Origin of the sequence: Pedobacter soli (assembly GCF_900101435.1) — a bacterium.
GTDB classification, from domain to species: Bacteria; Bacteroidota; Bacteroidia; order Sphingobacteriales; family Sphingobacteriaceae; genus Pedobacter; species Pedobacter soli.
Window position 1 is genome coordinate 470,003 of sequence record NZ_FMZH01000004.1, and the last position, 23,180, is coordinate 493,182.

The 23,180-nt window shown below is 39.6% G+C and carries 21 protein-coding genes; all 21 read left to right on the forward strand.

The window, feature by feature from the left end; genetic code table 11:
• Positions 1–102 precede the first annotated feature (102 nt).
• The gene (locus tag BLR37_RS11545) at positions 103–651 is read left to right on the forward strand and encodes a UpxY family transcription antiterminator (RefSeq protein ID WP_090768712.1); all 549 of its coding nucleotides are present in this window, start codon (positions 103–105) and stop codon (positions 649–651) included.
• Positions 644–1,942, forward strand: coding sequence for a nucleotide sugar dehydrogenase (locus BLR37_RS11550; protein WP_090768714.1), 1,299 nt, complete (start codon positions 644–646; stop codon positions 1,940–1,942). The genes BLR37_RS11545 and BLR37_RS11550 overlap by 8 nt, the downstream gene beginning before the upstream one ends.
• Positions 1,943–1,947: 5 nt before the next feature.
• On the forward strand, positions 1,948–3,390 hold the full coding sequence (locus tag BLR37_RS11555) for a lipopolysaccharide biosynthesis protein (RefSeq protein WP_090768716.1): 1,443 nt from the start codon (positions 1,948–1,950) through the stop codon (positions 3,388–3,390).
• Positions 3,387–4,541, forward strand: a complete 1,155-nt coding sequence (locus BLR37_RS11560) for a DegT/DnrJ/EryC1/StrS family aminotransferase (protein WP_090768718.1) — start codon at positions 3,387–3,389, stop codon at positions 4,539–4,541. The genes BLR37_RS11555 and BLR37_RS11560 overlap by 4 nt, the downstream gene beginning before the upstream one ends.
• On the forward strand, positions 4,541–5,425 hold the full coding sequence (locus BLR37_RS11565; protein WP_090768720.1) for a glycosyltransferase family 2 protein: 885 nt from the start codon (positions 4,541–4,543) through the stop codon (positions 5,423–5,425). Before BLR37_RS11560 ends, BLR37_RS11565 begins: the two co-directional genes overlap by 1 nt.
• A gap of 6 nt (positions 5,426–5,431) precedes the next feature.
• Entirely contained in the window at positions 5,432–6,526 is a 1,095-nt protein-coding gene (locus BLR37_RS11570) for a glycosyltransferase family 4 protein (protein WP_090768722.1), read from the forward strand.
• Entirely contained in the window at positions 6,523–7,740 is a 1,218-nt protein-coding gene (locus BLR37_RS11575) for an O-antigen ligase family protein (protein WP_090768724.1), read from the forward strand. Before BLR37_RS11570 ends, BLR37_RS11575 begins: the two co-directional genes overlap by 4 nt.
• Positions 7,741–7,799: 59 nt before the next feature.
• On the forward strand, positions 7,800–9,074 hold the full coding sequence (locus tag BLR37_RS11580) for a DegT/DnrJ/EryC1/StrS family aminotransferase (RefSeq protein WP_090768726.1): 1,275 nt from the start codon (positions 7,800–7,802) through the stop codon (positions 9,072–9,074).
• A complete protein-coding gene (locus tag BLR37_RS11585) occupies positions 9,071–9,673 on the forward strand; it encodes a sugar transferase (RefSeq protein WP_090768728.1) in 603 nt (200 codons plus the stop codon). The genes BLR37_RS11580 and BLR37_RS11585 overlap by 4 nt, the downstream gene beginning before the upstream one ends.
• Before the next feature lie 6 nt (positions 9,674–9,679).
• Positions 9,680–10,780 (forward strand): glycosyltransferase, encoded by a 1,101-nt coding sequence (locus BLR37_RS11590; protein WP_090768730.1) that lies wholly within the window; start codon positions 9,680–9,682, stop codon positions 10,778–10,780.
• 20 nt (positions 10,781–10,800) lie between these two features.
• Positions 10,801–12,642 (forward strand): asparagine synthase (glutamine-hydrolyzing), encoded by a 1,842-nt coding sequence (gene asnB, locus BLR37_RS11595; RefSeq protein ID WP_090768732.1) that lies wholly within the window; start codon positions 10,801–10,803, stop codon positions 12,640–12,642.
• A gap of 4 nt (positions 12,643–12,646) precedes the next feature.
• Positions 12,647–13,543: a glucosamine inositolphosphorylceramide transferase family protein gene (locus BLR37_RS11600; protein ID WP_090768734.1), complete on the forward strand. Its 897-nt coding sequence runs from the start codon at positions 12,647–12,649 to the stop codon at positions 13,541–13,543.
• Between the two features lie 11 nt (positions 13,544–13,554).
• Positions 13,555–14,631: a glycosyltransferase gene (locus tag BLR37_RS11605; RefSeq protein ID WP_090768736.1), complete on the forward strand. Its 1,077-nt coding sequence runs from the start codon at positions 13,555–13,557 to the stop codon at positions 14,629–14,631.
• Positions 14,632–14,750: 119 nt separating this feature from the next.
• A complete protein-coding gene (locus BLR37_RS11610; RefSeq protein WP_090768737.1) occupies positions 14,751–15,842 on the forward strand; it encodes an NAD-dependent epimerase in 1,092 nt (363 codons plus the stop codon).
• Between the two features lie 212 nt (positions 15,843–16,054).
• On the forward strand, positions 16,055–17,467 hold the full coding sequence (locus tag BLR37_RS11615; protein WP_090768740.1) for a pectate lyase family protein: 1,413 nt from the start codon (positions 16,055–16,057) through the stop codon (positions 17,465–17,467).
• Positions 17,468–17,540: 73 nt separating this feature from the next.
• Complete coding sequence (locus tag BLR37_RS11620; RefSeq protein WP_244154644.1) at positions 17,541–18,695, forward strand: glycosyltransferase family 4 protein; 1,155 nt, start codon at positions 17,541–17,543, stop codon at positions 18,693–18,695.
• 54 nt (positions 18,696–18,749) lie between these two features.
• Positions 18,750–19,553: a phytanoyl-CoA dioxygenase family protein gene (locus tag BLR37_RS11625; RefSeq protein ID WP_090768743.1), complete on the forward strand. Its 804-nt coding sequence runs from the start codon at positions 18,750–18,752 to the stop codon at positions 19,551–19,553.
• 11 nt (positions 19,554–19,564) lie between these two features.
• A complete protein-coding gene (locus BLR37_RS11630; RefSeq protein WP_090768745.1) occupies positions 19,565–20,536 on the forward strand; it encodes a hypothetical protein in 972 nt (323 codons plus the stop codon).
• Entirely contained in the window at positions 20,533–21,027 is a 495-nt protein-coding gene (locus BLR37_RS11635) for a GNAT family N-acetyltransferase (RefSeq protein ID WP_090768747.1), read from the forward strand. Before BLR37_RS11630 ends, BLR37_RS11635 begins: the two co-directional genes overlap by 4 nt.
• A 24-nt stretch (positions 21,028–21,051) precedes the next feature.
• On the forward strand, positions 21,052–22,089 hold the full coding sequence (locus BLR37_RS11640; RefSeq protein WP_039472552.1) for a GNAT family N-acetyltransferase: 1,038 nt from the start codon (positions 21,052–21,054) through the stop codon (positions 22,087–22,089).
• A 22-nt stretch (positions 22,090–22,111) separates the two neighbouring features.
• A complete protein-coding gene (locus tag BLR37_RS11645; protein ID WP_244154645.1) occupies positions 22,112–23,176 on the forward strand; it encodes a GNAT family N-acetyltransferase in 1,065 nt (354 codons plus the stop codon).
• The last annotated feature ends 4 nt before the right edge of the window (positions 23,177–23,180 follow it).

Below are 23,180 nucleotides of genomic sequence, written 5' to 3' on the forward strand. Positions count from 1 at the left end.
ATTTAAACACTAAAAAAAGCATTATTACCTACAGCATGTAAGTGATATAGCGAAGCTTTATCAAACGGTCTAAAAATTAAATCTTAATCTCTTTCAAATTATATGGAATCTAAAATTAACTACCGCCCCTCGTTTCCTAAAAAATGGTTCGTAATCTATACCCGTCCACGTTGGGAAAAAAAAGTTGACAAATTGCTTCAGGAGCAGGGATTTGAATCGTTTTGCCCGGTTAGAAATGTAGAAAACCAATGGGCCGACAGAAAGAAAATAGTTAGCCTGCCGCTTTTTACCGGATACGTTTTTGTAAAAATTGATGAAAGAGATGGATTTAAAGTTCGATTAATTCAGGGCGTACTCAATTTCATTCATTACATGGGGAAACCTGCCATCGTGAGAGATAGCGAAATAGAACGCCTGAAACACATTATGGATGCCTATAACGATGTTGATATAGTGAGTTTGAGCGGTGTATCCAAAGGCGATCGCGTCCGGATCAGCAATGGTCTTTTCCACAACCAGGAAGGAGAAGTGATCCAGATTCAGGGCAAACATGTACTCATGTCTTTCGATCATTTAGATTGTGCTGTAGTAACCCGTGTACCTATAAGCAACCTTACTTTAACCGTTAACCCACAACAACATTATGTATAATTCTGAAGATAATTTAAAAATGTCGGTAATCGGCTTAGGATATGTTGGTTTACCACTGGCAGTAGAATTTGCCAAGAAATACAAAGTATTCGGTTTCGATATTAATGAAAGCCGCATAGCAGAGCTGAAAGCCGGATATGACAATACGCTTGAAGTAACTGAAGAAGCACTAAATGAAGTGCTTACTTTTGAATGCACTACGCTACAAGGCTTGTATTGTACCAACGAGCTGGAAAAATTACGCAGTTCTTCGGTTTACATTGTAACTGTACCCACACCGGTTGATAAAAACAACCGACCGGATTTAACCCCCTTAATTAAAGCCAGTGCAGTAGTGGCAAAAGTTTTAAAGAAAGGCGATATCGTAGTTTACGAATCGACTGTTTATCCTGGTGTTACTGAAGACGAATGTGTACCGGTTCTGGAAAAAGGATCGGGATTGGTATTTAACAAAGACTTTTTTGCAGGTTATTCACCCGAACGCATTAACCCTGGCGATAAACAACATACGGTAGCCAATATCTTAAAAATTACTTCGGGCTCTACACCAGAGGCAGCAGAAAAAATCGATGCTTTATACCGTTCGGTGATTAACGCCGGTACTTACAAAGCTTCTTCTATTAAAGTGGCCGAAGCAGCAAAAGTGATCGAAAATGCTCAGCGCGATATCAATATTGCTTTTGTGAACGAACTGGCCATGATATTTAATACTCTTGGCATCGATACTTCTGAGGTGTTGGCAGCTGCAGGTACCAAATGGAACTTCTTAAACTTTAAACCTGGTTTGGTTGGCGGTCACTGCATTGGCGTCGATCCTTATTATTTAGCCCAAAAAGCACAGGAAGCCGGTTACCACCCCGAAATTATTTTAGCCGGCAGGCGTGTAAACGACGGTATGGGCAAATATGTGGCTGATCAGATGATTAGAAAGATGATTGCCAAAAACATCCATATTGTAGGGGCAGAGGTGCTTGTATTGGGTTTTACCTTTAAAGAAAACTGCCCCGATGTACGCAACACCAAGGTAATTGATATTATCAGGCGTTTAGAAGAATACAAGGTAAATGTAACCATTCACGATCCCTGGGCCAATCCTGATCAGGCCAACCATAATTATGGTGTGATTTGCGAAAATGGTTCTTCAAAAACCAGGCGTTATGATGGGATCGTACTTGCTGTGGCACACCAGGCCTTTGATAGCCTGAATATTGCCGAATTGCGTAAACCTACCTGTGTAGTTTACGATATCAAATCAGTTTTACCGCAATCAATGGAAACGGTTCGTTTGTAAAAGCCATGAGTTTAACATATAAAGCACGATCGGGCATTATATGGTCGATTGGGCAGCAGTTTAGTGTTAAATTCATAAACCTGTTCATTACCATTATACTGGCCCGCTTATTAAGTCCGGCCGAATTTGGCTTAATTGCCATGCTCTCCATATTTATTGCCATAGGCAATTCCTTAATGGATAGCGGCTTAACTTCGTCACTCATTCGCACACGAACAGCCGGCCAAAAAGATTATTCGACCATATTTTTTTTTAACCTGTTGGGAAGCCTTGTCGTTTACGGCATATTTTTTATTTCCGCTCCGTTTATAGCTGATTTTTACAGGCAACCGCAACTTACCAATATTGTCAGAATTTATGGTTTAACCTTTTTAATTAATGCTTTCTTCAGCATCCAAAGTACGCTCTTAACCAAGGAAATGAAGTTTAAGCTCCAAACAATCATCCAGATTCCTTCTGTAATTCTGGGCGGTTGTTTGGGCATTTTCCTGGCTAAAAATGGTTATGGCACCTGGAGCCTGGTATGGATGAGCCTTTTAAGTGCAACAGTATCAACCATTTTGCACTGGTTTTATTCAGACTGGCGGCCGCGACTGCTCTTCAGCAAAAGGAGCTTCAGGAAACATTTTCATTTTGGCTATAAAATGACGCTTTCCGGTTTGCTGGATACTGTTTACCAAAACTTGTATACCGTAATAATCGGACGCTTTTATGCCGCAACCCAACTTGGTTTTTATGCACGTGCAGATAGCCTGAGCCAGTTGCCTATCGGCATTATTTCTACTGCAATTAATAAAGTTACTTATCCCATGTTTTCGAACATCAGCAATGACGATGTAAAGCTTAAAATGGTATACAAAAGGTTAATGCAGCAGGTTTTATTCTGGAATGCACCGATCTTGATTTTTCTGGCCTTAATTGCCCAACCTTTAATTTCGCTGCTTTTAACCGATAAGTGGTTGCCATCAGTACCTTATTTCCAGATTTTGTGCATTGCCGGGGTTTTGTACCCTTTACATGCCTACAACTTAAATATTTTAAAAGTTAAAGGACACAGCGGGCAGTTTTTAAAACTCGAAATACTGAAAAAAGTGCTAAGTGTAATTGGAATTGTTTGTGTCATTCCATTTGGCATTATGGGGCTTCTGTACTTCCAGTTGTTTTTTACTGTTTTTGCCTATTACATTAATTCCATTTACAGTGGCCGTTTAATCAACTATCCACTTAAAGAACAGCTTCATGATATTGCGCCTATTTTAATGTTATCTAGCCTTTTAGGTTTAGCGTGTTATGGCCTCGATAAATGGTTCCTTGCGCAATATCAGCTCAATAACTTTCTGCGGATTGTAGGGTTGAGCGTTGTTTACGCCGGCTTTTACCTGGGCATAAGTAATACCATCCGCTTAGCAGCCTTAACTGATTTTAAACAATTAATCCTCAAACAATGATACCTGTAACCAAACCCTTTTTGCCTAAGCAGGCAGATTTTAAAAGCTATGTAAGTAGCATTTGGGCCAGACAGTGGCTCACCAATAACGGACCATTGGTAAACGAACTGGAAATAAAGTTACAACAGTATTTGGCGCTCCCGCATTTACTTTATGTTACCAACGGTACAATAGCCCTGCAGCTGGCCATACAGGCTTTAGAAATTAAGGGAGAAGTAATTACCACGCCTTTTTCTTTTGTGGCTACCACCAGCAGCATTGTTTGGCAGGGATGCAAACCGGTATTTGTAGATATAGATGAAGAAACGCTTAACATTGATCCGGATAAAATTGAAGCCGCTATAACGCCCAGAACAACAGCTATTTTAGCAACACATGTATTTGGTAACCCTTGCGATATTGATGCGATAGACCGCATTGCTAAAAAACACAACTTAAAGGTAGTTTACGATGCTGCACACTGTTTTGGTACCCAGTATAAAGGCAAATCGATTTTTGCCTATGGCGATGTAAGTACAACCAGTTTCCACGCTACCAAACTTTTCCATACGATAGAAGGTGGCGCGGTATTTACACAAAATCCTGATATTTTAAAAAGAATGGCGCTCATGCGCAACTTTGGATACAGCGGGGTAGATACTTTCTCAGAACTGGGAACCAACGCTAAAAACTCAGAGTTTCATGCTGCAATGGGCTTATGTAACCTCAACTATGTCGATCAGATCCTGAATAAGCGCAAAGAACTATCACAGCATTATGCCATGCGCCTCAACAAAATTGACGCTCAGTTTCAGGTAATACAAGCGGATACCGATTTCAATTATGCTTACTTCCCGGTTATTTTCCGGTCAGAAGAAATTATGCTTGATACCATGAAACAGCTCGAACTGGTTCAGGTGTATTGCAGAAGGTACTTTTATCCATCACTGTCGGCGTTGCCTTACATCGATAAAATAAACATGCCTATTTGCGATTCGATTGCCAAACGCATCATGTGTCTGCCACTGTACCATACACTAACCAGCGCCGATCAGGACCTGGTGGTGAGAATTATTTTAAGAACTCAGAATTACCGCAAAAAACAAGTTGTTAAACTTGCCGATTATGGCCATCTCGTTAATGGCAGCAGGGTTGCGGTAAATGGACGTTAATGTCATCATTTATTATGGAACCGAACCACAACGATATCATGGTGAGCATTTTTTGCATCACCTATAACCACAGTAAATTTATAGCCAAAGCACTTGATGGTTTCCTGATGCAGCAATGCAACTTCAAAACTGAAATAATAATAGGCGACGACTGTTCTACAGATGGCACTGCCGAAATTATTGACGACTATGTTGCCCGATACCCAGGCAGGATTACCCGTTTAAAAGCACCCAAAAATATCGGCGCCACTCAGAATGTAATTCGTGTGGCGCTCGAAACCAAAGGGAAATACGTAGCCACCTGTGATGGCGATGATTATTGGACTGATCCGTATAAGTTGCAAAAACAGGTTGATTTTTTAGAAAACAACCCTGATTACGTCATGTGTTGTCACTACACCCGCGAAATTAATTTTGATGATACTGAGGTGTTTTACTTGGATTTTAATCCCGTTCCCTTAAAGTATAGCTTTAGCGATTTGATCATCAATAAACAAGTAGAAACCTGCACTGCAACCATTCTGTACAGAAATATCGAACCCATTAAAAATTTGTATAAAAACGAATGGTTTTTAAAATGCCATGCCTGCGATAAGTTTCTGAAGTTGTACTGCACCTGGGTAACCGGTAAAAAGATTTATGTATTACCTGAAGTAATGAGCTGCTACAGGCGCCATCCGGGTGGTATATGGAGCCCGGTTTCTTATGTGCCGTTAAAGAAAATGCAGCTGAGCGACTTTAACATCATTGCAAAGATTTTTACCTACACAGGTTTGCAAAAAATTAAGCTTTTGCATTTCTACTTAAAAAGGTACTTCCTCTTCGAAGTAAAACATAAAACATTTGGAAACGCTTTCCAGACCATTAAAACGATTGTAAATTAATTAGAAATGGCTACCAGATTATGCTTCGTAATAAACAGTTTAGAAGGTGGTGGAGCTGAAAGGGTAATTAGCAACCTGGCAAATCACTTTAGCAGCAAAGATTGCAATGTTACAGTGATTTGCCTCAATAAAGCTCAGGTTAAATATCAGCTAAATGAGCAGGTAAAAATTGTAAACCTCCTCGAGAGGAAAGACAATCATAATAGCTTCAATAGAATTAGGTATGCTTTCTTAACTTTTTACAGGCTACTAGCATTATTAAAAAAAGAAAAGCCCGACTGTACCATCTGTTTTATGACCTCGGCAAACATCTGGGCAGGTTTATGTTGCATGATTTTAGGCCTGCCGTATCTGGTTTCCGAAAGAACAGCACCAGACAGCACTTTAAATCAGTACAATAAATTTTTCCAATGGTTTGTATTTCATATTTACAGGAAATCAAAAGCGATTGTGCTACCTGCATTTGGTATGTTTAATGGATTTAAGCGGATTAAGCAGTTTGAAACGCTGTATAATTTTAAAACGATATACAATCCGATTCATCAGTTTGTAAAACCAAATCCCGGATCAGTTAACAGCAAACCTTTTATGCTGTCGGTGGGCAGGCTAAGTCACGAAAAAGGTTTTGACAGGCTAATCGAAGCCTACCATCTTTTGCAGTTAAGGGATACAGATCTCATCATATTGGGTGAAGGACCTGAACGCACAGCTTTAGAAGCGCAAATTGCTGCTTTGAACCTGGATGGCAAAGTAAAGCTGATTGGCTTTAAATCAAACCTGCAGGATTACTATGCTCAGGCTACTGTTTTTGTACTACCATCGCGAAACGAAGGTTACCCCAATGCCTTGGTAGAAGCCATGGGGATGGGCTGCCCTTGTGTAGCCATGAATTGCGAATTCGGACCCTCAGAAATAATTGAGGACGGCGTTAACGGTTTTCTGATAGAACAGGATAATGTACCTGCACTTTCATTAGCTATAGATAAACTGCTAAATAACAGCGAGCTAAAAAAACAATTTTCTGATAGGGCTAAGCGCATTAACGAAACCAACTCTATTGAAAAAATCTCAGCCAACTGGGAAGAATTAATACTGTCATGACCAAAAAAATAATGTTTCTCTTTTTGTTGTTTGGCTATGTTTACGCAACAACCTTCAACATCTTCATGACAGGGGTTTTCAGGATCCCTGCGCCAGTGGTTTTTCTGGCTCCGCTTATCTACTTCTACCGGACAGAGATTACACACTTCTCCTACGGTAAAGAGCTGATGGTAATTTTTGTAGCGGCGCTGTTTTTCTATTTGATTGGACAGGCTGATATAACGGGTTTTTTCGCCTTACTCATTGTTGCAGGTTGCTTTGCCTTACTTTTTAACTATGTTATTGGCACCAACCTGAAGCGGATGAATATTGCAATTGCCTTTTTCTTTGGGGTTTTACTGCTTTCGGGATTGATCATGTTTATAGATCACCAGTACAACATGGCGCCCATCAGATCGCTTTTAGCACAGGAAGATGTTTTGCAGTCGCCTGCAGGTATATCGAGCACCATCTTTACCTTCGGCTATCAAATGGCGGCACTAACACCTTTCATGGTAGTTAATGCTGTGCTTTTTAAACGCAGCTGGCTGCTTAACCTACTCTTGTTCGGCTTGTCTTTGTGCCTTATTTTCTTTGGTATGCAGCGGTCGGTCTTGGTTGCCTTTATCGTTGTGGTCGGTTTGTTTTTTTTAAGCTATTACAAATTCAAGTCAATTTTATTATTTGGCTTACTTGCCGGCGTATTCTTTATTGCACAAAGCTCACTCGAGCAGTTTTCGGGCGATAAAAAACAACAAAACATATTAAATAAAAGTGCCGAAAACGCTAAAGGGAAAGAAGAAAGGGGCGATTTAATGGGCGAAAATATACAGATCATTGCCGATTACCCTTTTGGTTTGCTTTTTTATGGTAAAACCTGGAATGATGTGGTGCAGCACAATTTTGTTTATAAGAAAGGCCCTATAGTAATTACCTCGCACAATGCTTATTTAATGTTCATTACTTACCTGGGGCCATTACTAGGCTTTATTTTACTCATCTTATTATACCATAAAGTCGGCAAGGTAGTTTTTTATGCTTTTCTGCATGTAAAGGATAAGAAAAATGCAATGCTCGTCTGCTTAAGCTGTTCATTTATAGCGATATCAATCAATTCATTTTTTCATAACGAATGGCTTTTGGCTACGAGCGGACCTACATTGTTTTTATACTTTGCTATTTTACAGCTCTCTAAAATCAAAATGGAAGACCCCATTTTGATCCAATACAATTAACGATTTAAGCATTCTGCATCCCGGCGGACCTTTTAACAAACAAACTAAATTTATTGATTATGAATATTCCTTTTTCTCCTCCGTTTATCGATCAATCAGTAGTTGATCAGGTATTAGATACCCTAAACAACAATTGGATTACTACAGGGCCAAAGGTTAAAGCCCTTGAGCAGGAAGTAAAGGTAATTACTGGTACAGATGAGGTGATTTGTGTTAATTCCTGGACCTCGGGAGCCATTTTGATGTTAAAATGGTTTGGTGTTAAAGCTGGCGACGAGGTAATTGTTCCTGCTTATACTTACAGCGCTACAGCATTGGCCGTTTTACATTGTGGCGCAATACCCGTAATGGTTGATGTACTTGATGATTTTAGTATAGATCCGGAAAAGGTAAAGGCTGCTATAACAACCAAAACAAAAGCCATTATTGCAGTGGATATTGCCGGGTGGCCTTGCGATTATAATGCTTTAAAGCAAGTGATTAGCGATCCTCATATTCAGAAAAAGTTTAAGTGTAACTCCGAAAAACAATCAAAACTGAATAGAATATTATTGATTTCGGATGCGGCACATTCTATTGGTAGTATCTACCTGAATAAACCGGCAGCACAGCACTGCGATGTAACTATATTTTCATTCCATGCAGTTAAAAATATTACTACCGCCGAAGGAGGTGCCGTTTGCCTTAACCTTCCTGTTCAGTTCGATCACGAAGCGGAGTACACCTATTTAAAAATGTATACACTTAACGGGCAAAACAAAGATGCCTTATCTAAGTCAAAGGGTGCCGGCTGGCGTTACGATATTCTTTTTCAGGGTTTAAAAATAAACATGCCTGATATTTGTGCTGCTGTTGGCCTTGCACAAATCAGGAAATATAACAGCGATCTGCTGCCAAAACGCAAGGCTATAGCCAAAAAATACTTTGAAAGTTTTCAGGAGGAGGAGTGGTTTATCAGTCCACCATTAATAAGCACACAAAGAGAATCTTGCTACCACCTGTTCCCTTTAAGGGTTAAAGGTTTAAGCGAGGAGCAAAGGGATCAGGTAATCGATGATCTGGCTGCCTTAGGTGTTGCTACAAATGTTCATTTTATACCAATGCCTATGCTTACGCTTTTTAAGGATATGGGTTATAAAATTGAAGACTATCCAATGGCTTATCAAAACTATGCCTGCGAAATTTCCTTACCGATTTATCCGCAGTTAACCCAGTCAGAAATCGATTTTATTATCAACTCGGTAGTTAGTTGTGTTCAGATTCAGCTGGACAAAAATCTCAAAGCGATCGATACCAATGTAGTTGAACTTAAACAAATGGCCGTAGCATCATGAAAATAGATAAAAAAAGAATATTCGATGTATTGTTTGCATCCTTATGCCTGATATTATTTAGTCCGCTTTTAATATTAATCGCTGTCCTGATCAAGCTCGACTCTAGAGGACCGGTTATATTTAAACAAATCAGGGTTGGGCGAAATATGCGTGATTTTCACCTGATCAAATTCCGGACGATGAAAGTGGCACAAAGTAATAATAGCCTGCTCACCATCGGTAACAGGGATAATCGTATCACCAAAGTGGGCTATTGGCTTAGAAAATATAAACTCGATGAGCTGCCCCAGCTGTTAAATGTTTTAAAAGGTCAGATGAGCCTGGTTGGACCGCGTCCAGAGGTAAGGAAGTATGTAAACATGTACAGCGAAGAACAACGTTATGTACTATCTATAAAACCAGGTATTACTGATTGGGCTTCTGTTGAGTTTTGTAATGAAAACGAGCTTTTACAACATGCAGAAGATCCCGAAAACTATTATATAGAACGGATCATCCCTGCTAAAATAAAGCAGAATATGCGCTATGTTAAGCAGCATGATATTATTACCGATTTTAAGATTATCTGGTTAACGCTAAACAGGATTGTAATCAACTAAAAAGATATGTCGGCGCTCCAACAAAATAATAACGAAGAAGTTAAAGCCAGAAAAAAGGTTTTTTTTGTACTGAGCTCATTAACTTCCGGAGGATCTGAAAGGGTTTTCTGGAACCTGGCCCAGGGATTTAACAAAGATAAGTTCGAGATTACCATTGTTATTCTCGATTCTACAGTAAATTGCTTTTCGATGGATCTGGATGGCGTAAGGTTTATCGATCTTAAGACCAAAAAGGCTTCACGATCTTTCTTTGCTCTATACGCTGTTTTAAAACGCGAAGCACCCTATGCAGTTTTCTCTACTACCGACCATATTAATATCCTGGTTTCGCTGGTAGGCAGGTTTTTAAATATCCCGATGCTGATTGCAAGGGCTTCGAACATTCCGCACGAGCAGCGCTTGTATGAAGGTTTTAAATCTAAATTTTACGAGCTTTTTGCAAGTGCAAGTTACAGGGGCTATAAACAGATTGTTTGTCAGTCTGACGAAATGAAGCAATCGCTTATTGATACCTATAATGTAGATCAGAACTTAATTAAAGTAATTGCCAATCCCGTACTGCTGTCAAATAAGCTTAAAGGTGCCAAAGCCGCTGTTAAAATTTACAAGCTTCTGGTGGTGGCTCGTTTCGCGCTCGAAAAAGGTTTAGACAGGTTGGTTGAAATTATGGCTGGCCTACCCGAAAATTATCATCTCGATTTTGTAGGCACAGGTGTGCTTAAAGATCAGATAGCCAAACAAATTGCAGACAGACAGCTTGGTCACAGGCTCAAAATATTGGGCGAAATTAAAAACATCCACGAAGTAATGGTTCAGCATGATTTAATGGTGCTAAGCTCGCATACCGAAGGCTTTCCCAATGTGGTGCTTGAGGCACTTACCGTAGGCCTACCCGTAGTAACTTTCAAAGTAAGTGGTATTCCGGGCTTAATTATCGATGGTTTTAATGGCTATGTAATTAAGCAGGGCGATTTGGAAGACTTTCGCCAGAAAATTATTCAGGCTTGTACTATCGACAACTGGAAGCCCGAAGCCATCAGGCAAAATGTATATCAAAAATGTGCACTCGATAAAATCAGTGCCGAATACGAAGAATTAATCAGTTAACAACTCAAAAAAATAAAGTTATGTGTGGAATATATGGTGCTACTATACCTTACTCAGACGGCGTGGTCCGCGAGAAAATGGCAAGGATCAACTTTCGTGGACCAGATTATACCGGTGTACAACGTTATAACCAGGTTGTTTTTGCCCATAACCGCTTAGCCATTATTGATCTCGATGCACGCTCTAACCAGCCTTTTTCGTACCTGCACCTGCATATCGTTTTCAATGGCGAAATATACAATTACAAAGATATCCGTAAAGCGCTCGAAGCTAAAAACTACCAGTTTAGAACCAGCTCCGATACCGAAGTAATTTGTGCCGCCTATCTTGAATATGGGGCCGACTGCCTTACATATTTCAATGGCATGTTTGCTTTTGTAATTTACGATACACTGAAAAATGAACTTTTTGGTGCCCGCGATCGTTTTGGCAAAAAACCTTTTTATTATGCGCACGAACACGGCACTTTCGAATTCGCCAGTCAGCCTTCGCAAATCAGTATCGACCGCGATTTAAGTGTAGATGAAGATGCCATTAGCCAATACTTAATTTGGGGCTATGTTCCTCAGCCACAATCTATCTGGCAAAATGTTAAGCAATTGCCAGCCGCTAATTACTTTACTTACAATCTCCAAACCGATAAACTTAAAATAACCGAATACTGGACTTTAGATTACGGCTGGAAAAACAAGTTTGCCGGTACTTACGAAGAGGCTAAAGAAGCTTTGGCACTTATTATTGCCGATTCGGTTAAAATCAGGATGAATGCAGATGTGCCGCTTGGGGTTTTCCTTTCGGGTGGTATCGATTCTTCGCTCGTAGCCGCTTTAGCAACCAAAGAAATCGATCACGTAAAAACCTTCTCCATTAAATTCAACGAAAAAGGTTTTGATGAAAGTGCTTACGCCAATCAGGTAGCCAAACATTTAGGCACCGATCACCATACCATTGAATGTAATTATGATGATGGCATACAACTAATCGAGAACTTTAACCGCTATTACGACGAACCCTTTGCTGATTCGAGTGCTATACCCACCATGCTGTTGAGCAAAAGCACCCGGGCACATGTAACCGTAGCTTTAAGTGGCGATGCCGGCGATGAAGCTTTCCTGGGCTATCACCGATATAAATGGATTAAACAGGTAAGTAGTTTATTTTACGCGCCACATGCAGTAAGAAAAGCTTTTGCCGGCTTAATTAACCAATCGCCAAGTTACCGGCACAAGCTTATTGCCATGGGCATTTCTATGGAAGATGTAGAAAAGCTTTATGTAAAAATGTTTGGCAATATGGAAAACTCGTGGGTAAAACAACCCGATCTGGCCAAATATAATCCCTTGATGCACATTTTAACTAATCCATCAAAGCCTTTGCTGGAGCGTGTTTCTGATTTCGATATTAAAACTTATTTAAACGGCGATATTAATACCAAGGTAGACCGCGCATCTATGGCTTTTTCATTAGAATCGCGCTCACCTTTAATGGATTACCGGGTAATTGAGTTTTCGCGCACTTTGCCTACGCACTTTAAATACAGCAGCGGTAACCAAAAACGGATTTTAAAAGATCTTTTGTTTGAGCGCGTACCTGCACACATGTTCGATAGGCCAAAAGCAGGTTTTACCATGCCATTTCAAAACTGGTTCAGAAATGAGCTTAAAGATTATGTAATGGATAACCTCTCTGCTGATAATTTAAAAAACATTCCTGGTATCCATGTAAAAAGAACACAGGAAATTATTAATGAACACATGACAGGGAAATGGAACCGTTATCCGCAAATCTGGAAATTACTGGTGCTGTCGCAATGGCTCATTAAGAACAAAACAAACGCTAAAAAAATCTCACTAGTCGCTTAACAATATGGTAACGGCAACAGTTAACCTCTTCAATAAAATTTTTGCGGCCGATAAATGGAATATTGGTTTCGTACATCAAACACCCGAAAATCTGATCGAGACCCGAAAATTAGGCACTGCCATTAACTGGTTGCCTGAAGATGATATCGATTACGCAGCCGATCCCTTTGTAGTAAATGTGGGCAACACGCCGCGCATCTATTATGAAGAGCTCGATTTTTGGAAAGGGAAAGGCGAGATCATGATGATTGACGGGCTGGATTTTAAAAACAAAAAGAAAATTAGCGGTATAAAGCCCGATGCCATTCACTTATCTTATCCATATCTGATTGAAGAAGGGGGCACTTTATACTGCATTCCTGAAACATCAGAAGCCAAAGAGGTTGCACTTTATCAGGTAGATGAGAATAATCCGGAGAAGTTGATTAAGCTTAAAGCCCTGGTAAGTGGAAAGGCTTTTGTAGATAGTTCAGTCATTCATTACAACAATAAATACTGGCTGTTTACCAGTGTATCAGGCGATCACGATCATCTTTACATTTATCACTCCAATGCGCTGGATGGACAATATACAGGGCATTATCAAAACCCAATACCTGTTGAAGCAGCCTTTTGCCGTGCTGCAGGGCATTTGTTTGTAGTAGGGCAGTCGCTGTACCGGCCTACACAAAACCCGGTTAGCCGTTATGGAGGCTCCATCATGATTAACCAAATAGAAGTACTAAACGAAAAGGAATTTAAAAGCACCAACCAGTTCGAAATATTACCAGATAAAGCATATAGCAAAGGACTCCATAACATCAGTTTTGCCGACAACATTATTGTAATTGATGGCAAGCGGAAAGTAGTAAGCCCGATAATGCCGATTAAAAAGTTTGTCAGGAATTATAAAAACAGGTAAACCCAAACGAAATGAAAACACTAAAACAAAAAATCACTTTCATTTCGTTAACAGATGCCCCCAATGGTGCAGAAAACGTACTGCACATGATGGCCAATGCAGTAGAAGGTGATATGGTTTTTCTAAAGAAGCAACCTTTTTCTGGTTTAAAAGTATCCGAAAACATCGGTAAAACATATCTGTCTAAACAAAGTTTGATTAGCGGTTTTGCAAAACTGGTACCACAGCTCAGGCAATTTGGCCGTGACGATATTTTAATGAGTACGCATCCATACTTAAACGCTTTTTTAGGTTTTTTAAAACGGATTGGTTATTTACGGTCGAAACTCATTGTCAGAGAATGTACTTCGGTATTTACCCGGTTTCGGGGGATGAAGAAACGTATTTACGAAATCATTTACAGGATGGGTTACCCTGCAGTTGACTTGGTAGTTTGCCAAACCACCTTAATGCAAGAACAATTGCTGCTTCACAATCCCTTTCTGACAAAAGTAAAAGTACTGGTTCAGCCCAACCCAATCGATTTTAATAAGATTGTCGCCAAATCAAATCAGCCGCTAATTAATGGCGATGCAAAACTCGATTTTATCTGCTCAGCAGGGCGGTTGATCCCTGAAAAAGGTTTTCCGGTTTTGATCGAAGCTTTTAAACTGATTAAAGCTGAGCATCCGCAACTTAAATTGCTTTTGCTGGGTGAGGGGAAAGAAAGAGAATTACTGACGAAAATAATTGCCGAAAACGATTTAACCGGTTCTGTTTTTTTAAAAGGCCAGATCGATAACCCGGCACCATATTTTAAACAGGCTAAACTTTGCGTCGTATCCTCTATAAAAGAAGGATTTCCCAATGTGCTGTTAGAGATGATGTCGGTAAACAATGCAGTAGTATCAACCCTTTGTGCCGGCGGAATAAGCGAAATACCAGCGATTGCAAAAGTAGCCGTAAACGATGCAAAGGCATTGGCTAGCGCCATGAATGAAACTTTACAGCAACCACAAACAGAAAACACAGCTATTGCCACACAATACCTTTACGGCAGACGACCAGAAGTATTTGCCCAATCTATTTTAAACGCCTTATACGCGTAATCAATTCAAAATCAATTATTAAACCAAAACACTGCAAAGCGGTTTGTACCGCTATATCTAAAAAATAAAATCCACGCCTTACTTAAGGCTTTTCTTAACCGTTTCTCAAACAGAAAATTATGAAAATTTTAATTACCGGTACAGCCGGATTTATTGGTTTCCACCTGGCAAAACGCTTATTGGAAAGAGGTGATACTGTTGTAGGTATCGATAACATTAACGATTATTATGATGTAAACCTGAAACATGCCCGTTTGGCCGAAACCGGTATTACACACAGTACCCTGGTTGATGGAGTTCCTCAGCAAAGCGTTAAATATGAAAACTATACTTTCATTAAACTAGATCTTTGCGATAAAGCCGGCCTCGAAAATTGTTTTGAAACTTACCAATTTGATGCTGTTTGTAATTTAGCTGCCCAGGCCGGTGTGCGTTACAGCTTAACCAATCCTGATGCTTATATCGAAGCCAATATTAAAGGTTTTCTGAATATTCTGGAATGTAGCCGTCATTTTAAAATTGGTCATTTATTATATGCCAGCTCATCAAGTGTTTACGGGCTTAATAAAAAAATGCCTTTTTCGGCACATGATAATGTAGATCATCCGGTTTCATTATACGCGGCTTCTAAAAAGAGTAACGAGCTAATGGCGCATGCCTACAGTCATTTATTTAACCTGCCTACCACTGCATTACGTTTCTTTACTGTTTATGGTCCATGGGGCCGGCCTGATATGGCTTTGTTTTTATTTACCAAAGCCATTTTGGAAGGAAAGCCGATTGAAGTATTTAACAATGGCAAAATGAAAAGGGATTTTACCTATGTGGATGATATTGTAGAAGGAATAGTTAGAATTTTCGATCAGCCTGCCAAAGCTAATCCAGATTGGAATAGCCAAAATCCTGATCCTGCTACTTCAACCGCACCATTTGCTGTATTTAATATCGGCAGAGGCGAACCTGTTAATTTATTGGATTTTGTAGAGGAAATTGAAAAAGAAACAGGACTAAAGGCTGAAAAAGTATTTATGCCTATGCAGGATGGCGATGTGGCAGAAACATCAGCAAATGTCGACGATTTAAAGCATCTATTAGGCTATGAACCAAGCGTTTCGGTACACGTAGGTGTGAAGAATTTTGTGAAATGGTTTACAGAATTTTACCACCCTGATTTACACATTGCACAGAAAACACTCCGTATTGCGGTTTAGTTTGTCATTAAATTGTAAACTAGGTGTATTATTAATTCACATGTATTGAATAATTAAATCTAAATTTTGCATTCTGTAAACAATTGGTTTACAGTATAGCTAATCTATAACTAAATTTCTATTAATTAATTATCAGCACTTTAGCTGCATTTTTTTGAATATACTCATTTATCGCATATAGCGTTAAGTTGTAAATTTAAAAAAAATCAAAAATGCAGAGAAAGACAAATTTGTTTAAAAAAGTGAGTTTAATTGGGTTAATGTTTACACTGGTTGTTTTTTTTAGTAACTGTAAAAAAAATGCACAGGCAGAAGATGTAGCAGCAAATAGCACCGAGATGTTTTCGGGCGATTCGTCGGCAGTATTAGCAGCAACCGTAGGAAGTACAGGAAAGATAAATCTTTCGGGAACAAAATCAGAAGGTGGTTATGCGTACAAAATTTCGCAAACCATTTCAGGTGGCGACAATTCTACAGCTAAAGAGCAATCAATATTAAGATTATTTGAAAATGGTGTAGAGTTAGGCCCGGCACATTCAATACATGATGATATCAGAAATTTAGGTAAAGGCAGATTTAGCCACTGGGGAAGTACCGTAATCTTCTCGGCATCTGATAATACAGACCCAAGGACAAATGGTCGTACTTACACCTACTTAATGGGTGGAACCAGCACAATTGCACCTCCAGCTGATAATAGTAATACTACCGCGCCAACCACACCAACCCAATCTACTTCTGGGTTAATGGGTTATGCAATGGTAAACGGTACTACCACAGGCGGTCAGGGTGGTGCAGAAGTAACTGTTACTACTATAGCTCAATTAAAAGCTGCTGTTGCCGACAATACTCCACGTATTATCTACATCAGTGGTACAGTTAAAGGCGCAGGTATGGATCCTGTTTATGTAAAATCGAATAAATCAATTATCGGTAAGCCAGGCGCAGTAATTGAAGGTGTTAACTTATATATCTACACCGTAAGCAACATTATTGTGCAGAACATTACCTTTAAAAACTATGTTGAACAGGCAGCTGTACAAATTAAAGATGCGGCTCATCACGTTTGGGTAGACCACTGCGATTTTTCTACAGACCGTACACACGGATGGGAATACTGGGGTAAAGACATTTGTATTACGCGCGAATCTGATTACGTAACCGTTTCATGGAGCAAATTCCACGATACAAACTTGTCAGTATTAATTAGTGGTGGTATTGAAGGACACGAAGCTGATAAGGGCAAATTACACGTAACCATGCACCACAACATGTGGTACAATGTTACAGAAAGAGAGCCTTCAATGAACTACGGTAGCGTACACATGTTTAACAACTATCACTTAAACAACTCAGGTTACTCAATTGGTACCAGAGCAGGTGGTATTGTAAGAACAGATAACGAGTATTTCTCTAACTGTGTTAAACCTTTAACTACAAAAGTAGCAAGCGATCCGGAAGGATACTTTAGCGGTATTACAACCAACATTTACGATAAATGTGGCGCAAATAATATAACGACAGCAGTTTCTAGCTGGGTTCCGGAGTATGATTACAAATCATACGTTAACGATGCGGCAAGCGTGCCTGCATTGGTTATGGCTAACGCCGGTCCAACTAAGTAGACCAAAATCTTCATATTTTTTCTGCGAAGCCACCTGGATAGGTGGCTTTGCAGTTTAAATTAAAAAAATTGACATGATGAACATTACTAAGAAAAAGATCTTTATCGTCTGCGACTCTTCCAGATCATTGCTCGATTTTAGAGGGAGATTGATAGAAAAGATGCAGCAGCATAACCAGGTGTATGTATTTACACCCAAAATAGAACAGGATACGGTACGCAAGCGGCTCGACGATATGAAAGTAATTACCTACGAGAGCAATCTTAACGGCAGTAATGTATCTATCCTCTCTGATTTACGGTTTATATTTTCACTATATAAACTTATGCGTAGCATTAAACCGGATATATTTTTTCCTTATACTTTTAAACCGGTTATTTATGGCTCTTTTGTAGCCAAACTTTGCAAGGTTAAATTAATAGCCCCCATGCTTACCGGGTTGGGTTATAATTTTACCGATAACAGCTCAAGTAATAAGCTCGTAGTAAAAATTACCCGTTTGTTACTTAAGTTAAGCCTAAAACCAGATCCGCGTTTAAATATTATCTTCCAGAACAAAGATGATTCAGAGCGACTGGTTCAGTTAAACATCCTCAATAAAAAACACCAGGTTTACGTGGTAAACGGATCTGGGGTTGATTTAAGCCATTACAATTACTCAGAACCCAGTACTTCGCCCGTTACCTTTTTAATGGTGTCGCGTTTAATTAACGCCAAAGGCATTAGAGAATATTACGATGCAGCCAAAATAATTCACAAGACATTTCCAAAGGCTGTATTTAAGCTTATTGGGTCTTATGATCCCAATATCGATGCCATTAATGCCGATTTATACCAGCAAATAGCCAGTGGCGATACCATTCAATATATGGGCCAGGTAGATGATGTTAGGCCTGATATCGAAAATTCGTCGGTGATGGTGTTGCCATCTTACTATGGCGAAGGCGTTCCGCGATGTGTACTGGAAGGTATGGCTATGGGAAGACCGGTAATTACCAGTGATTCTGTTGGCTGCAGAGAAACGGTAAACCAAACACCCGGACAAGCCAATGGCTTTTTGATTCCGGTAAAAGACGCCAGTGCACTGGCCAGTAAAATGGAGTATTTCATTAAAAACTGTGATGAAATTATCCGCTTCGGAAGCAAAGGTTACGAATTTGCCAAATCCAAATTCGATGTAAACCTGGTTAACACCGAACTCTTCAAAATTATGCAGCTTCAGGCTTAACCTACCCGGAGTGCCGCAGTAAACTAACCAAATTATTCAACTAAACTTTAAGCTGTGAACAATTCATTTATTTACAAACGAGCCACTTTAGCCGATTTTCGGGAGGCTATTGATGAATATGGATGGGTCGTATATGAAAAAGCGATCAATCAGAAATTAATCTCCGAAATTATTGCAGGTTTCGAAACTTCATACCATTTACGTCGCGAAATTCAGATTTTAAACGGCATTGAGGCAAATATGGAAGGAACTTTACATCACTTACTCGAAAAAGATAATTTTGCACTCGAGTTACTGAGTAAACTATATTGCCACCGTGAAATACGCGATTTTTTAGGGGGAAATTATATCTTAAATGGTATTAATGGGGTAATCAACTCCAAAAAAAGTCATTCCTATATCCAAAATATACATCGCGATATCCGCACCTTTTCACCCGATTCGAAACTGATGATCCAGATGATTATTGTGCTCGACGATTTTACCATATTTAATGGTGCTACGCATTTTTTATCTGGTTCGCACAAACTCGATATCAAACCTGAAGAAAAGCATTTTAAAGCTTTTTCTAAACAAGCCGTGGCTAAAAAAGGAAGCATTATTCTGTTCGATTCGAACCTCTGGCATGCAGGCGGTGTTAATTTTACCCGCAAGCCACGCCGCGCCTTAACGCTGGGCTTTACCAAACCCTACATTAAGCAGCAATTCGATTATCCACGCTTTTTGGGTTACGAATTTGGCGAAAAGATAGACAGCGATCTTCGGCAGATTATTGGCTACAATGCCAGGGTTCCGGCAAGCCTGCAGGAATATTATCGCCCGGTAGAAAGCCGGATGTACAAATCAGATCAGGGATAAATGCTAAAACAATGGAAGTCCAAACAAAAGCTGCCAAAACTATTGGCGGTTACATACAACTACAGTTACCAAAGGGAAACATTTTTCATCCAGGCTTAGTAGCACTTAACACCGGACGTAACGCTTTCGAATACATTCTTAGGGTAAGAAAATACAACCTGATATATCTTCCGTACTATACCTGCGAAGTATTGTTGGAACCCTTACATAAACTAAACATTGCCTATAAGTTTTATCATATCGACGAAAACCTCGATCCGGTAATAGATTTCGATCTCGAAGCACACAGCTGTTTATTGTATACCAATTATTATGGCTTAAAAACAGAAACGGTTAAACGCTTAACCAAAACGATCAGCAACCTGATTATCGATAATGCGCAGGCCTTTTTCTGTAAACCGATTGCCAATGCCGATACCTTTTATTCGTGCCGTAAATTTTTTGGTGTACCGGATGGGGCTTACCTCAATATTGGCACTCCAATAAATGAGAACTTAAATCAGGATCAATCGATTAACCGTTTTTCGCACCTGATCAAAAGTATCGACATCAATATAGAAGAAGCATACAACGATTACATAGAGAATAATAAAGTGCTGTGCAACAACGATATCAAGAATATGTCGACCTTAACCACGGCGATGCTTTCTGGCATTGATTACGAAGCATGTGCTGCAATAAGAAGAGAAAACTTTGCCTTTTTAGCCGAACAACTGGGCGATAAAAACCGCTTGCATTTAAATTTAGTCCCGGGCGATGTTCCGATGGTGTATCCCTTTTTAAGCAATGATGCAGCTATAAAGCAAACACTTATTAAACAAAAAATATTTGTGGCCACTTATTGGCCAAATGTTTACGAATGGGCCAGCCCTGATAGTTTCGAATACGCGCTGGCCCAAAAGCTTATCGCATTGCCTATAGACCACCGTTACGGGTTAGACGACATGCGCATTATGGTTAATGCTTTAAAACCGCTAATATGAACACGCCAATTTACCTCAGGCCATTAGAACTTAAAGATGCAAGTGTATCTTATAAATGGCGCAACGATCCCGAAGTATGGTCGTACACCAAATTTGTTTTAAAAGATCCGGTTACGGTAGAGGTAGAGCAAGCCTGGCTGGCCAGTAAAATGAAGGCTGTTAACGAAAAACGTTTTGCCATTTGCATTAAAAATACAAACGAGTATATCGGCAACATCCAATTACTTGACATTAATAACGATACAGCAGAATTCCACCTTTTTATTGGTGAAAAAAAATACTGGGGCAAGGGCATAGGGTACAGCGCATCGTTGATGCTCTTAAAATATGCCTTTTATAACCTTAATCTTAAACATGTTTTTTTAGAAGTACACGCCGATAACCTGGCTGCTTATGCCATTTATAAAAAAGTAGGTTTCGAACGCATTTCTCAAGAGCATGATTTTATAAAAATGGCTATCAATCCATCGGTTTTATTGGCCATGAACTAATCTACCAACTTTAATATGCTCCAAATGAGAAAGATTATTACCATTAATGAAAAGCAGGAGTGGACAGACTATGTGAAACGCGCGCTACATTACGATTTTTATCACACCTGGTATTACCATTCGTTAGATAAAAGCGGTTTGCCCATACTCTTTGTTTACGAGGAAAATGAAAATTACATCGCTTTTCCGCTGCTAAAACGAAATATTCCCGGATCAGACTTTTTTGATTTTACTTCAGTTTACGGTTATACCGGACCTATTTCGAACATGGACTTTAAATCGCTCGACGATGATTTTATGGAACGGTTTAAAGCTTCTTTTATCGCTTACCTGCAAACCGGGCAAAACGTTACTGTATTTTCACGCCTGCATCCTTTTTTCGATCAGGAGAGATTGATGGAAAAGTTTTCGGGGGTACATGCCAACGGCAAAACAGTTGCTATTGATTTAACTACCAGCATAGAAAGCCAGCGCGCGGGATACCGAAAGAGTGTTAAAGAGAAGATAAGGCGTTTACGAAAACGCGATTATGAGGTAAGAATTTCTACCGATATTAACGACGCCATTATTTTCTCAGAAATATATACCGAAAATATGCTGCGAATTGGAGCTAAAGACAGTTACCTTTTTAACCATGCTTATTTTGTGGCTTTGCTTACTTCGGATGAGTTTGATAGCAAGCTCTTTATGGTTTACAAAGATGGTATTGCCATTTCTGGGGCTATTGTGGTTTGCACCAACGAAATTATGCAGGTACATCTGCTTGCCACACGCACTACCTATTTATTTGAATCGCCGGCTAAACTGTTAACAGATGAAATCACGGTTATCGGTCGCCAGTTGGGCTATAAATATTTTAACCTCGGTGGTGGTGTTAATTTTAAAGAAGATACTTTATTTGGCTGGAAAATGGGTTTTTCTAACCTGTGTTTCGAGTTTAACAGCTGGAGATATATAGCCAATAACGAATTATACAATACCCTTTTGAACGAACGGTCGCTTGACCCTTACTCTAATGTTGATTTTTTCCCACTCTACCGTAGTCCCGTAATTGCTTCATAATTAATTATTTATTTTTTAGGATATGATTATGCTGATCGAAAATAACGCTATAGGCACAACTTTACAATTGGGTTTGGCAGAAAAAGCCGATTGGATAAAGTATGTAGAACGTGCAGCCGATTATGATTTTTATCATAGCTGGCAGTATCATTCAATGGCCACCAACGGAACTCCTATTTTGTTTATTTATGAGGAGGCTGGCAATTTTATTGCGCTACCTTTGCTCGAACGCCCAATTGCAGATACCATTTACTATGACCTGCATTGTGTATACGGGTATTCGGGACCGATATCGAACCTCAAGTTCAATCAGCAGCCAGATACTTTAAAAGATAACTTTTTAAATGCCTTTCTGGCTTTTTTACAGCAGGGTAAATATGTTTCTGTTTTCTCTAAACTGCATCCGTTTTTTAACCAGAACGAGCTGTTAAAAAGAACAAAAGGATTGTACGAAAATGGAAAAACCATAGCTGTAGACCTGCGGCAAACGCTTGAAGATCAGCGTAAACAATACAGGGAAACCACCTGGGATGGCATTAAGAAATGCCGGCGTTTAGGCTACACCTTGCGCGAAAGTCGCAAACAGGAAGATATAGCTGCCTTCACCCAATTATACCAGGCCAATATGGGCCGCATAAGTGCTACCGAGTTTTACCTGTTTGATGAAGCCTATTTTACCCATTTAATCCATTCTACAGAATTTGATTGTAAACTGGTTTTGGTTTGTTTGGGCGATGAAATAACGTGCGGAAGCATTATCACGCTCACCAATGGCATTATTCAGGGACATTTAATTGCCACCAATATAAACCACCTTAAATATTCGCCTGCCAAATTCCTGATTGATGAGGTGAGCGGCCTGGGCAGAAAATGGAACATGAAATATTACCATTTAGGTGGTGGCCTAGGTTATAAAGAAGACTCGCTTTTTGAATGGAAGCGGGGCTTTTCGAACTTAATTTTAGATTATTACAGCTGGCGTTACGTTGCCAACGAACCTGTTTACAACCAGCTGGTAGAAAAATCAGGCATCGATATCCAGGATACGACTGATTTTTTTCCACTGTACAGAATGACCCCTCAATAACAAC